Raw genomic sequence first — 12,134 nt, 5'->3', positions numbered from 1 at the left:
CCTTGATTATTCCTTTAATTAAGAGTTAAAAATGGTCGCGTATTGGTCTGCTTTGAAACCAATATGAAGTTGGTCTTCAACTTTCAAGATGGGACGTTTAATCATCGCTGGGTTTTCAACTAACAGCGCGATTGCGTTTTCTTCGTTAAGAGAATCTTTTTGTTCTTGAGTCAATTGACGGAAAGTTGTACCACGTTTGTTCAGTACTTGCTCCCAACCTAGTGCATTACAAAATTCAGTAACCATTGCTGCATCGACACCTTGTTTACGGTAGTCATGAAAATCAAATGTAATGCTTTCCGCTTCAAGCCATTTCTTCGCTTTTTTAATAGTGTCGCAGTTTGGGATGCCGAACATGGTGATCGTCATAATGTGTCCTTTTGAGTCTTACTTTCTTCTTTCCGAGCCAATTACTTGAATGTGGCTTATTTATTCATTGAGTTGTTAACGCATCCTACCAAGAAGCAACGAAACTGACAAAATGATGAGATGAATAATTTACTTCTTGAAAAAAATAAGGGAGAAATTGCTGGGAAAGGGCGAGTTATTGATCAACCTCAACAAATTACTGTGCAAAAAAGAAATAATGAATCAGCACAATTTTAGGAGGTGTCAATGGAATTGAGTCCTGTTTTTGCAAGGCGGCTGTATTTAGCCTTACTGGTCGAAAGTCTAGAAAGGCCAAATGTGCCTAGGTTAATCGAAAAAACGGGGTGGCCTCGTCGTACTATTCAAGATGTACTTAAGGCTTTACCGGGGATCGGCATTGAACTGATTTTTGTTCAAGATGGCCGACGTCACAATGACGGTTATTACCAGCTTTCTGACTGGGGGCCTTTTGATAGTCAATGGGTTCTTGAGCGAGAGAAAGATATCGCTACTAGTCTTGGATTTCGTGCATAAGCCAGCAACAGCTGGCTTTTTTTGTATCTGAACAATCTTATCTATTTTGGCACTGATATGCAGTCCCTAAGACGCTAAATGAAGTGGTAAAGTCTTGCGGTGATATCATATAAACCGTATCGGCATTGAGTTTCGCCGCATTGTTTTTAAGATCGATCATCGCGCCTTGCATCATGGCGTCATTGGTAAAGAACAGGTAACTGTACCAGTGACCTTCACTGCCGGTGAGCTCACCTAAATACTCGCATTGCTCAGGGTTAAATTGGTTGTCGATGCGAATTTCCACGTCAAAGCTTGTTTCACTTGGCAAGGTTGAGGGTGCAGAGCAGCCTGTTAATGCCAATGCGATGCACCCTATCATCACATAATGTCGCATATTATTTCCCCATCACGATGTAAGCGGCAAAACCAATCCAGCTCAGTATCAGTAATGCCCAAGGTAATACGGCAGGTTTGCTCGTTGGCGCTTCAATACTTGCTGATTCTTGTTCAACTACGTCATCGAGTTGACGCTGTTTTTCTCTCTGTTGCTTTTTCTTTGCTTTATCGGCTTGTCGATTGCGTTCTTTCTGTTGTTTCTTGTACTGAGCAATGCCTTTTTCAATCCCTTGAGCGATCAGTTTAGTCTGCTCTTTGGTCTGGCCAGGCTTTTGGGTTGATTTAGCTATTTTCATCGCTTCAGTTTGGGTTTCTTGAGAAGGAACGGGTGCTGTTGTGTTTTTCTTTTTCATGCTTTTTTATCGACGTCACTGTAAACCTTAACCTAGTTTACCTGCGTAAGATGACGAAATGAACTTTAGTTCTCATCTTTGCCGGGTTGCAACTCTTAAGCGATCAGTTAAAGTGGCGTTTTTATGAAACTAAGAAGACGATATTGTGCGTTACTCATTTGATCAGTACGACGCTCATGGATTTTTGAAAGCGCCAATTATGTTATGGCTAGGTTGGATGTTCCTAGCACGCTCTTGGGTGGTGTTTGCCATGGCAGGAGTAAGTAGAGACAGTGGTAGCAAGATATTAGCGATTGTTTACCCTGACTCTAATACGTTATATCTCGGCCTATCGATGGGTATTCCAAGCTTGTTACTGATGTGGCTGATGGGCTTGCGCCATCCGGATAGAGGCTGGGTGAATCAAATTACTCAACATGGTCGTGCTATGACTTTGATCTTGTGCGGTATTCAATTGGCTCAGACCATGTATCATGTCTACCTCGAACATGGTGTATTCAACTGGGCAAACGCGCTCACAATTACCCTGTTAACTTGGTTTATGATCTATCTTCTAAATGGAAGATGGGTGAAAGACTGCTTCAACGTGCCACAGATTGAGCACAAAGAAGAACAGCCATCAAAAAATTAAGAACAAAAATTTCCCGCACGGGGCTATAAAGAGGATATCTCAATGTCACAAGCTCAAACGGCGATTGTGCCTGAAGCAGGACCATTTGCACTTTACACTCAGTTAAAAGTGAACCAAAACCGTGAAAACGTACTGGCGAAACTGAAAGCGCTACCTGAGCTAGTAAATGAGCTAAATGCGAGCCAACCAGGTGCAGACCTAACGATTTCTATCGCATTCACTAAGTCTTTTTGGCAGCACCTAAACATGCAAATGCCAGAAGAGTTGATCGACTTCCCTGAGCTGGGTGAAGGCGACGTGATTGCGCCTGCATCTGATGTTGATGTACTGATTCACTGCCACTCAACTCGTCACGATTTGCACTTCTATGTACTGCGTAAATTCCTAGTGGATACAGCAGAAGATGTAACAGTCGTCGACGAAACTTACGGTTACCGTTACCTAGATGCTCGTGACATGACGGATTTCGTTGATGGCACAGAGAACCCGAAAGGCGACGCACGTGCTGACGTTGCATTGATCAAAGACGGTGCTTTCGCTGGTGGTAGCTACGTGATGGTTCAACGCTTTGAGCACAACCTTCCTGCATGGAACCGTTTGAACGTATCTGCACAAGAGAAAGTAATTGGCCGTACTAAGCCAGATTCTATCGAGCTAGAAGATGTTCCAGCCGCTTCTCACGTAGGTCGTGTGGACATCAAAGAAGAAGGCAAAGGCCTTAAGATCGTTCGTCACAGCTTGCCATACGGCACAGTAACGGGCGCACACGGTCTGCTGTTTATCTCTTACTGCAACACTATCCACAACATCAAAGTGATGCTTGAGAGCATGTACGGCGTGACTGATGGTAAGACTGACCAACTGCTCCGCTTCACTAAAGCGGTGACAGGTGCGTACTTCTTCGCTCCTTCACAAGAAATGCTAGCGGAATTGGCAGTGAAGTAACGCTTCGCCAACTCCTACATATCGAAAAAGGCAGAGTGATCTGCCTTTTTATTTCTTCTCATTCTTGCCTGATAAGACTAACTGACCGTCAGCGGCCTTTTGCCATCAATGGCGCCTTTCTCTAGTTCGTAAAGTGGGCTGCTACTGTGGCTGCTCCAGCGATGATCTTCGCGTGATTTCTTACGATATTGCGTTGGTGTCACACCAATATAATTCTGAAAAGTCTCATAGAAACGGCTACTCGAGTTAAAACCTACCGTTAAGGCTATGTCCAATATTGTCCGGTCGGTATCACTCAGCAGTGCTCTGGCGTGGTTAATCCGCATCGCTGTTATGTATTGCTTGATGGTCATCTGCATGGTTCGTTGGAATACGTTCATCGCATAATTGGTATGCAGCCCAATGTGCTCTGCAATGTCTTTTATCGTAATCGGCTGATTATGATGGGTGGCAATGTATTCCAGCATTTGACTGACGTAAAACTGTGAGTGTTTGGAGACGCCTTTTTTGGTCGACTTCTCTTGTCGATTGATGACCAGTTGCTCCCAGCCATCAAGGCACATTCGCTTTAACATGAGTCCAATCTCATCTATCGCTAATTGCTGACGGCTTTCTGAAGGGTGACTAATTTCTTCTGCCCAACGCGCTAACTCAAATTCACTGACTAATGAACTGGCGTTTGATTGCAACACACAACCATGAGTGATCTGATTGACGAAGTCTCGATTGAGCGTCCAAGACATAAAGTGGTGAATCGGAATATTGATGATCCCCATATTATGACTCTTGCCCGGGGCGGTGAGCCTATGAGGCACTGACGCCCAAAACAATCCTATCGAGCCTGCTTTCACCACTATTGGACTGCCGTTAATGATGTACTCGACATCATCCCCGAAAGGAATGTTTACCTCTACTTGTCCGTGCCAGTGATAACCCGGCATAGAGTGGGGCGGCCTGAGCTCGATATCGATTTTTTCATAGGATGAGTACAGCGAAAGTGGGCTTACAGAAACCGTTTCGGAAGAATACTTATCTTGAATCACGACTTTCAATGTATCTAACTCTGCCTTGGACTCTACCTTCGCCATCGCCCACCTCTTAGAAAACTGTATAAGTTCTTTGTACTAAATCTGTTGAAACAAAACTCAGAACAGCTTCAAAAACACCGATTACTCTGTTTTATAAGATTTTGGTTATGTGACTTAAATCGCCGTAATAACTAGCCTTAGCGTATCTTCCCACCTTCTTTATCCGTGATTTACACAAAAATATCCCATTTCCTAAGATTTTTTATTGGTTGACTTTAAATATTAGGAAACGGGAGAGTGATTGGTTTATCTGAGACGAATTCGGCCTTGCGACAGGTGTAACTTAAATGCATCGAAACAAAAGTATGAAAGCAAAAAGGATTCAACTATGAAAAGCCCTAAAATCACATTCATCGGTGCGGGTTCTACGATTTTTGTGAAGAACATTCTTGGTGATGTATTCCACAAACCGGCCTTTAAAGGGGCGCAAATTGCCTTGATGGATATTGATGAAATCCGCTTGGAGGAATCACACCTAGTAGTAAGCAAGTTGATGGAATCATCCGGTGCGACGGGGACGATCACTTGTCACTTAAACCAAAAAGAAGCATTGCAAGGTGCAGACTTTGTCGTCATAGCTTTCCAAATCGGTGGGTATGAGCCATGTACTGTGACGGACTTTGAGGTTTGTAAGCGTCACGGTTTGGAACAAACCATCGCTGACACGTTAGGCCCTGGCGGCATTATGCGTTCATTGCGCACGATTCCTCACCTTTGGAGCGTGTGTGAAGACATGACGGAAGTGTGTCCAAATGCCACTATGCTCAACTACGTTAACCCAATGGCGATGAACACTTGGGCAATGTACGAGAAATACCCGCATATCAAACAAGTGGGTTTGTGCCATTCAGTGCAAGGCACGGCGGAAGAGCTTGCTCGCGACCTTGATATCGAATATTCAGACCTTCGTTACACCTGTGCGGGCATTAACCACATGGCTTACTACTTGACGCTCGAAAAGAAAAATGAGCAAGGAGAGTATGTTGATATCTACCCTGATCTGCTGGAGGCATTTGAAGCTGGCAAAGCGCCGAAGCCGGGTCTGCACCACAATGGCCGTTGTACTAACTTAGTCCGCTACGAGATGTTTAAGAAGCTGGGTTACTTTGTGACTGAATCTTCAGAACATTTTTCTGAATACACACCATATTTCATCAAACCAAATCGCCCAGATTTGATTGAACGTTATAAAGTGCCATTGGATGAATATCCTAAACGCTGTGTAGAACAAATTGCTGACTGGAAAAAAGACCTCGAAGACTTCAAAAACGCGGATCAAATCACCGTCAAAGAGTCACATGAATACGCGAGTACCATCATGAACTCGATTTGGACAGGCACGCCGAGTGTTATCTACGGCAACGTGAAGAACGAAGCGCTAATTGACAACTTGCCACAAGGTTGTTGTGTGGAAGTGGCTTGTTTGGTGGACGCAAATGGCATTCAACCTATCAAAGCAGGACGCTTACCAAATCACTTAGCGGCATTAATGCAGACCAACATTAACGTTCAAACCCTGCTGACAGAAGCCATCTTGACGGAAAACCGCGATCGCATTTATCACGCAGCCATGCTTGACCCTCACACCGCTGCAGTACTCGGGTTAGAAGAGATTTATGCACTAGTCGATGACTTGATTGAGACACATGAAGGCTGGTTGCCAGCGTGGGTGCATCAGTAAATCCAGAATCACAAAATCAATATCAATAAAAACGACAATAACGTGAATATACTGCGCCTTCTCGATGAGGAGGCGTAAGGAGCAACAAATGAGTATCTCTATGAATACCAAGCTAAGCTACGGCTTTGGCGCATTTGGTAAAGACTTCGCTATCACCATCGTTTACATGTATCTGATGTTCTACTACACCGATGTTGTTGGTATCTCGGCTGCCGCAGTGGGAACCATCTTTTTGGTGGCGCGTATTTGGGATGCGGTCAACGACCCGATTATGGGCTGGATCGTGAATAACACACGCTCTCGCTGGGGCAAATTTAAGCCTTGGATTTTGATCGGTACCATTACCAACTCGGTCGTGTTGTTGATGTTGTTTAGTGCGCATCACATCGAGGGACCATGGCTGCTTGCTTATGCTGCAGTGACTTACATTTTGTGGGGCATGACCTATACCTTAATGGATATCCCTTTCTGGTCACTGGTTCCAACACTGACACTAGACAAGCGCGAGCGTGAAGAGCTGGTTCCGTACCCTCGATTCTTCGCCAGTCTTGCATGGATTGTGACGGCAGCTATCGCAATGCCATTCGTGAACTATGTTGGCGGCGACGACAAAGGCTTTGGGTTCCAAGTGTTCGCACTGCTACTTATTGGTTGTTTCCTTGTCTCAACTTACATCACACTACGTAACGTTAAAGAGCGCTACTCGACGGACAAACTGGATACTTCAAAACCTGAAGAAAAAGTCTCACTGAAGAAACTCCTCTCTCTTATCTACAAAAATGACCAGTTAACGAGCGTGCTTTGTATGGCACTGTCATACAACTTGGCCACGAACATCATCACAGCCTTTGCGGTGTATTACTTCACCTATGTGGTCGGTAATGAGGAGCTTTTCCCTTACTACATGGCGTATGCTGGTATTGCTAATCTAATTACTCTGGTTCTTTTCCCTAAACTGGCTCAAATGTTCTCTCGCCGAGTGCTATGGGCATGCGCGTCTAGCTTCCCAATCTTAGGCAGTGCGGTACTTATCTATGTTGGCATGTACGATAAACAAAGCATCTTGCTGATCTCTACTGCGGGTGTGTTATTGCAAATCGGTACGGCATTGTTCTGGGTGCTGAACGTCATTATGGTGGCGGATACGGTGGACTACGGTGAATATAAGCTAGGTTCACGCTGTGAGAGTATCGCGTACTCAGTTCAAACGCTGGTGGTGAAAGCAGGTTCAGCTTTTGCGGCCTTCTTCATCGGTATCGCGTTAACTGCTGTGGACTATGTTCCAAACATGGAGCAGAGCCCAGACACAGTATTTGGTATGCAATGCATCATGGTCGGCTTGCCTGCGTTCTTCTTCGCTATCGCTTTGGTTGTGTATTTCCGCTTCTACAAACTCAACGGTGCTTATCATCAGGAGATTCAAGATCATCTGACGGAGAAGTACGACCATATTACTGCGCAAGAGACGCCAAAAGATCTTACGCGCAAACCTGCTAAGCCGGCAGAAGCACTCTAATCCTACACAGTCAGCGTAAGCTTATTGTTTACGCTGACCTGTCCACACTACGAACCGCCGTTTTACTTCTCCATCTCTTTTCCAAAAAACACTAAACCTTTCTGCAATTTGGTCGATAAGTATCCAAAGCCTTAATTTCAGGACCTTTATTCGTGGCGATCACCGTTAATACCAATGTGGCAGCACTTGTCGCACAGCGTCATTTGACCAGTGCAACCGACATGCTGAACCAATCCATGGAGCGTTTGTCTTCAGGGAAGCGTATTAACAGCGCAAAGGATGACGCTGCAGGTCTACAAATCTCCAACCGTCTCCAATCGCAAATGCGTGGTTTGGATGTTGCGGTACGCAATGCGAACGATGGCATTTCTATTATGCAAACCGCAGAAGGGGCAATGAATGAAGTGACCAATATCATGCAGCGCATGCGTGATTTGTCGCTACAGTCTGCTAACGGTTCAAACAGCAAAGCGGAACGTACTGCGCTGCAAGAAGAGGTCTCTGCTTTAAATGATGAGTTAAGTCGTATTGCGGAAACCACCTCATTTGGTGGGCGTAAACTATTGAATGGCACATTTGGCACATCGTCTTTTCAAATCGGTGCAACTGCTGGTGAAGCGGTACAAATTGGCCTACGGACTATGCAGCCGGAATCTTTTACTAGCTTTTCTATGAGATCATCTCAAAGGGTCGGCTCCGATTGGACGGTTCAAAGCGGAAACAACGATATTGTTATCCACTATCGTGATAACAATTTTGAAGAGCAGGAGATCCGTATTGAAGCTAAAGCAGGTGATGATATAGAAGAACTCGCTACTTACATTAATGGGCAAACCGATAAAGTAAAAGCGTCTGTTAATGAAGAGGGGCAACTGCAGTTACTAATGTCCTATAAAGATGCCATAGGATACCCTGGACCAACCTTCAGTGGTGGTTTGGGCGATGAGTTAGAACTTGACAAGTATGTCACCGTAAAACGAACGGTAGATAAAATTGATATCAGTACGGTGGGTGGTGCTCAAATGGCGGTTGGTATTCTAGATGACGCCATGAAAACAGTGGACAGCAGTCGTGCTGAGCTAGGCGCGTATCAAAACCGCTTTAATCATGCGATCAATAACCTGGATAACATCCATGAAAACCTAGCGGCTTCGAACAGCCGTATCCAAGATACTGACTACGCCAAAGAAACCACGCAAATGGTGAAGCAGCAGATCTTACAACAAGTCAGCACTTCGATTTTGGCACAAGCAAAGCAAGCACCAAACCTTGCTTTGACGCTGCTTGGTTAATGGTTCGTAATGCGCGAATTTAACGCAAAACTAGCTTGTATCGACAGTAATAAAAGAAGCTTTAGTGGAATTTTAAAGTTTTTTTGCTTTTTTATTTACTTCATCACTATTTCCCTCCCAAACGAACTTTTTTTCAAAAAAACGTATTTTTTTCCTCAAGAAATCAGAAGCAGCGCCGTTAATAAAAGTAACTTTGAGAGAACTACTTGGTTTTCCGAGACGTCGGAAACCGCTACATCGGAAAATCAATTGGAGAAATCACCATGGCAGTGAATGTAAATACAAACGTATCGGCGATGACCGCTCAGCGTTACCTAAACAACGCAAACTCAGCTCAACAAACTTCAATGGAGCGTTTGTCTTCAGGCTTTAAAATCAACAGCGCAAAAGATGACGCTGCGGGTCTACAAATCTCGAACCGCTTGAACGTTCAAAGCCGTGGTTTAGACGTTGCGGTACGTAACGCGAATGATGGTATTTCAATTGCACAGACTGCTGAAGGTGCAATGAATGAGACAACCAACATCCTACAACGTATGCGTGACCTATCTCTACAATCTGCTAACGGCTCTAACTCAAAAGCAGAGCGTGTTGCGATTCAGGAAGAAGTAACGGCACTAAACGATGAGCTTAACCGTATCGCTGAAACGACATCGTTCGGTGGTAACAAGCTGCTAAACGGCACACATGGTTCGAAATCTTTCCAAATTGGTGCAGATAATGGCGAAGCAGTAATGCTTGAGCTAAAAGACATGCGCTCAGACAACAAAATGATGGGTGGCAGCAGCTACGTCGCTGAGAACGGTAAAGGTAAAGACTGGTCGGTTGCTGGAGACAAAGCAGACCTGACTATCTCGCTAAAAGACAGCTTTGGTGAAGAGCAAGAGTTCACTATCAACGCAAAAGCTGGCGATGATATTGAAGAAGTAGCAACTTACATCAACGGTCAAACTGACCTAGTGAAAGCATCTGTAGGTGAAGACGGTAAGCTACAAGTATTTGCGGGTAACAACAAAGTTGACGGCGAAGTGTCATTCTCTGGTGGTCTAGCTGGTGAGCTAAGTTTAGGTGAAGCTAAAGCGGTAACAGTAGATACGATCGACGTAACATCGGTTGCAGGTGCACAAGAGTCTGTAGCTATTGTTGATGCGGCACTGAAATACGTAGACAGCCACCGTGCAGAGTTGGGTGCTTTCCAAAACCGTTTCAACCATGCAATCAGCAACTTGGATAACATTAACGAGAACGTGAACGCATCGAAGAGCCGTATCAAAGATACAGACTTCGCGAAAGAAACGACTCAAATGACCAAGTCACAAATTCTATCGCAAGCGTCAAGCTCAATCCTTGCGCAAGCGAAACAAGCGCCTAACTCAGCGCTAAGTCTACTAGGTTAATTCATTAACTTAAGACAAGACCCTCATTGGCTCGTGGTGAGAGATGAGCGAGTAAACCCAGCTTCGGCTGGGTTTTTTTCGTTTTGATGCCCAAGTGACTAAGCAGTAACCAAAAATAGTGTGAAGGTGGGATGTAAATCACAGTTAAGAATGTCGAACAAAAAAATCGCAAAAAAAAATAATTTTCTCCTAAAGGATATCCAAAGGTCGCCGTTAAAGGGACTGAGAGAAATGAGATGTACCTAAGTGAGGTGAGAGACACGAGGGTGCATTAGCAAAAGCCTTAAGGAGATCAATTATGGCGATTAACGTTAATACTAACGTCTCTGCAATGACCGCACAGCGTTACCTAAACCACGCAGCTGAAGGTCAACAAAAATCAATGGAGCGTTTGTCTTCGGGCTACAAAATCAATAGCGCGAAAGATGATGCTGCAGGTCTGCAGATTTCAAACCGTTTAAATGCACAGAGCCGCGGCCTAGATATGGCGGTCAAAAATGCAAACGACGGTATTTCTATTGCACAAGTAGCTGAAGGTGCAATGAATGAGTCTACCAACATCCTACAACGTATGCGTGACCTGTCACTGCAATCTGCGAATGGTTCAAACTCTAAAGCTGAACGTGTAGCGATCCAAGAAGAAGTAACAGCGTTAAACGATGAACTAAACCGTATTGCTGAGACAACTTCGTTCGGTGGTAACAAACTTCTAAACGGTACTTACGGTACTCAATCTTTCCAAATCGGTGCAGACTCTGGTGAAGCCGTTAAGCTTTCTATGGGAAGTCTACGCTCAGATACAACAGAAATGGGTGGTAAGAGCTACGCAGCTGAAGAAGGCAAAGATGCGTCTTGGAAAGTAGGCGATAACACTGAGCTAAGCATGAAGTACACAACTAAGCTTGGTGAAGAGAAAGAAGTTACTATTCAAGCGAAGAAAGGCGATGATATCGAGCAACTTGCGACTTACATCAATGGTCAAAATGAAGATGTAAAAGCTTCTGTTGGCGAAGACGGTAAACTGCAAGTATTTGCTGCGACTCAGAAAGTAACTGGTGATGTTGAGTTCTCTGGCGGCCTAGCTGGTGAGATCGGCTTTGGCGACGCGAAAGACGTATCTGTGAAAGATATTGACGTGACTTCAGTCGCAGGCGCTCAGGAAGCGGTTGCTGTGATTGATGGCGCACTTAAATCTGTAGACAGCCAACGTGCGTCTCTAGGTGCATTCCAAAACCGATTCGACCACGCGATCAGCAACTTAGATAACATTAATGAAAACGTTAATGCATCTAAGAGCCGCATTAAAGATACAGACTACGCTAAAGAAACAACTTCGATGACGAAGTCACAAATTCTTCAGCAAGCGAGTACTTCTATTTTAGCTCAAGCGAAGCAGTCTCCTTCTGCAGCGCTAAGTCTACTGGGCTAATTGGGTCGACTAAGCCTAAGTTTTAGGTCACCATAGCGATAGAACTCTATCGCTAGCTATTAAGGTGGAAGGGAGAGTGTGATGGAAATATCCTCTTACGCATCGAACATCCAGCCTTACGGCTCACCTAGTGGCATAAAAGTTGCAAAAGAAAATGGCGGAGACGAAGCTAGAATTTCAAGTCCAATAGGAGCTAGCGCTGTAAGTTCAGTGCAAGAACCTGAGCATGACTTCTCTGTTCAAGCGGCATTAGAGATTGCTGAACAGCAAAAAGAGCTGAACAGAGAAGAGCGACAAAAGATTGTGGATCAAATGAATGAGTTTGTTACATCCATCAATAAAGGCGTCGCATTTCGTGTGGATGAAGAATCAGGTAGAGATGTAGTGACGATTTATGAAGCCACCACTGGTGATGTAATTCGCCAGATACCTGATGAAGAAATGCTAGAGATATTACGTCGTCTAGCCGCGCATTCTGCTAACACAGGTTTGTTAGTAGAAAAGGTGTAAGTCGTTTTTGA

13 protein-coding genes are annotated in these 12,134 nt (G+C 44.5%); 9 read left to right on the top strand and 4 right to left on the bottom strand.

Annotation, left to right across the window (positions count from 1 at the left end):
• Positions 1-18: 18 nt before the first annotated feature.
• The gene (locus tag J4N37_RS11870; RefSeq protein ID WP_252041002.1) at positions 19-369 is read right to left on the bottom strand and encodes an ArsC family reductase; all 351 of its coding nucleotides are present in this window, start codon (positions 367-369) and stop codon (positions 19-21) included.
• 246 nt (positions 370-615) lie between these two features.
• On the opposite strand from J4N37_RS11870, the gene J4N37_RS11865 reads away from it, so the two are divergent.
• Complete coding sequence (locus tag J4N37_RS11865) at positions 616-903, top strand: winged helix-turn-helix domain-containing protein (protein ID WP_010449652.1); 288 nt, start codon at positions 616-618, stop codon at positions 901-903.
• A gap of 37 nt (positions 904-940) precedes the next feature.
• Here the strand turns inward: J4N37_RS11865 and J4N37_RS11860 are convergent, their stop codons facing one another.
• Positions 941-1,279, bottom strand: a complete 339-nt coding sequence (locus J4N37_RS11860; RefSeq protein ID WP_088880490.1) for a DUF4156 domain-containing protein — start codon at positions 1,277-1,279, stop codon at positions 941-943.
• Position 1,280: 1 nt separating this feature from the next.
• Entirely contained in the window at positions 1,281-1,634 is a 354-nt protein-coding gene (locus J4N37_RS11855) for a DUF2956 domain-containing protein (RefSeq protein ID WP_143692805.1), read from the bottom strand.
• A gap of 145 nt (positions 1,635-1,779) precedes the next feature.
• On the opposite strand from J4N37_RS11855, the gene J4N37_RS11850 reads away from it, so the two are divergent.
• Entirely contained in the window at positions 1,780-2,265 is a 486-nt protein-coding gene (locus J4N37_RS11850; protein WP_038886646.1) for a DUF2919 domain-containing protein, read from the top strand.
• 42 nt (positions 2,266-2,307) lie between these two features.
• Positions 2,308-3,210, top strand: coding sequence for a Dyp-type peroxidase (locus tag J4N37_RS11845; protein WP_252041000.1), 903 nt, complete (start codon positions 2,308-2,310; stop codon positions 3,208-3,210).
• 77 nt (positions 3,211-3,287) lie between these two features.
• On the opposite strand, the gene melR is transcribed toward J4N37_RS11845, so the two are convergent.
• The gene (melR, locus tag J4N37_RS11840) at positions 3,288-4,298 is read right to left on the bottom strand and encodes a transcriptional regulator MelR (protein ID WP_252040998.1); all 1,011 of its coding nucleotides are present in this window, start codon (positions 4,296-4,298) and stop codon (positions 3,288-3,290) included.
• A 328-nt stretch (positions 4,299-4,626) separates the two neighbouring features.
• On the opposite strand from melR, the gene J4N37_RS11835 reads away from it, so the two are divergent.
• The 6 genes from J4N37_RS11835 to flaG all read left to right on the top strand — a co-directional run bounded on the left by J4N37_RS11835 (position 4,627) and on the right by flaG (position 12,123).
• Positions 4,627-5,979, top strand: coding sequence for an alpha-glucosidase/alpha-galactosidase (locus tag J4N37_RS11835; RefSeq protein ID WP_252040996.1), 1,353 nt, complete (start codon positions 4,627-4,629; stop codon positions 5,977-5,979).
• 88 nt (positions 5,980-6,067) lie between these two features.
• A complete protein-coding gene (melB, locus tag J4N37_RS11830; RefSeq protein WP_050917515.1) occupies positions 6,068-7,495 on the top strand; it encodes a melibiose:sodium transporter MelB in 1,428 nt (475 codons plus the stop codon).
• A gap of 152 nt (positions 7,496-7,647) precedes the next feature.
• Complete coding sequence (locus J4N37_RS11825; RefSeq protein WP_038886649.1) at positions 7,648-8,787, top strand: flagellin; 1,140 nt, start codon at positions 7,648-7,650, stop codon at positions 8,785-8,787.
• Positions 8,788-9,050: 263 nt separating this feature from the next.
• Complete coding sequence (locus tag J4N37_RS11820; RefSeq protein ID WP_045390006.1) at positions 9,051-10,184, top strand: flagellin; 1,134 nt, start codon at positions 9,051-9,053, stop codon at positions 10,182-10,184.
• A 298-nt stretch (positions 10,185-10,482) separates the two neighbouring features.
• The gene (locus tag J4N37_RS11815; protein ID WP_010449642.1) at positions 10,483-11,613 is read left to right on the top strand and encodes a flagellin; all 1,131 of its coding nucleotides are present in this window, start codon (positions 10,483-10,485) and stop codon (positions 11,611-11,613) included.
• An 81-nt stretch (positions 11,614-11,694) separates the two neighbouring features.
• The gene (flaG, locus tag J4N37_RS11810; RefSeq protein ID WP_010449640.1) at positions 11,695-12,123 is read left to right on the top strand and encodes a flagellar protein FlaG; all 429 of its coding nucleotides are present in this window, start codon (positions 11,695-11,697) and stop codon (positions 12,121-12,123) included.
• Positions 12,124-12,134 lie beyond the last annotated feature (11 nt).

The organism is Vibrio sp. SCSIO 43153, assembly GCF_023716625.1.
GTDB classification, from domain to species: domain Bacteria; phylum Pseudomonadota; class Gammaproteobacteria; order Enterobacterales; family Vibrionaceae; genus Vibrio; species Vibrio rotiferianus.
The sequence above is the reverse complement of the archived record's forward strand: the minus strand, read 5'-3'. Positions and strand labels throughout refer to the sequence as shown.

Coding starts and splice junctions, on each gene's coding strand:
- J4N37_RS11870 (WP_252041002.1), bottom strand. CDS start 369: ATGACGATCACCATGTTCGGCATCCCAAACTGCGACACTATTAAAAAA.
- J4N37_RS11865 (WP_010449652.1), top strand. CDS start 616: ATGGAATTGAGTCCTGTTTTTGCAAGGCGGCTGTATTTAGCCTTACTG.
- J4N37_RS11860 (WP_088880490.1), bottom strand. CDS start 1,279: ATGCGACATTATGTGATGATAGGGTGCATCGCATTGGCATTAACAGGC.
- J4N37_RS11855 (WP_143692805.1), bottom strand. CDS start 1,634: ATGAAAAAGAAAAACACAACAGCACCCGTTCCTTCTCAAGAAACCCAA.
- J4N37_RS11845 (WP_252041000.1), top strand. CDS start 2,308: ATGTCACAAGCTCAAACGGCGATTGTGCCTGAAGCAGGACCATTTGCA.
- melR (WP_252040998.1), bottom strand. CDS start 4,298: ATGGCGAAGGTAGAGTCCAAGGCAGAGTTAGATACATTGAAAGTCGTG.
- J4N37_RS11835 (WP_252040996.1), top strand. CDS start 4,627: ATGAAAAGCCCTAAAATCACATTCATCGGTGCGGGTTCTACGATTTTT.
- melB (WP_050917515.1), top strand. CDS start 6,068: ATGAGTATCTCTATGAATACCAAGCTAAGCTACGGCTTTGGCGCATTT.
- J4N37_RS11820 (WP_045390006.1), top strand. CDS start 9,051: ATGGCAGTGAATGTAAATACAAACGTATCGGCGATGACCGCTCAGCGT.
- J4N37_RS11815 (WP_010449642.1), top strand. CDS start 10,483: ATGGCGATTAACGTTAATACTAACGTCTCTGCAATGACCGCACAGCGT.
- flaG (WP_010449640.1), top strand. CDS start 11,695: ATGGAAATATCCTCTTACGCATCGAACATCCAGCCTTACGGCTCACCT.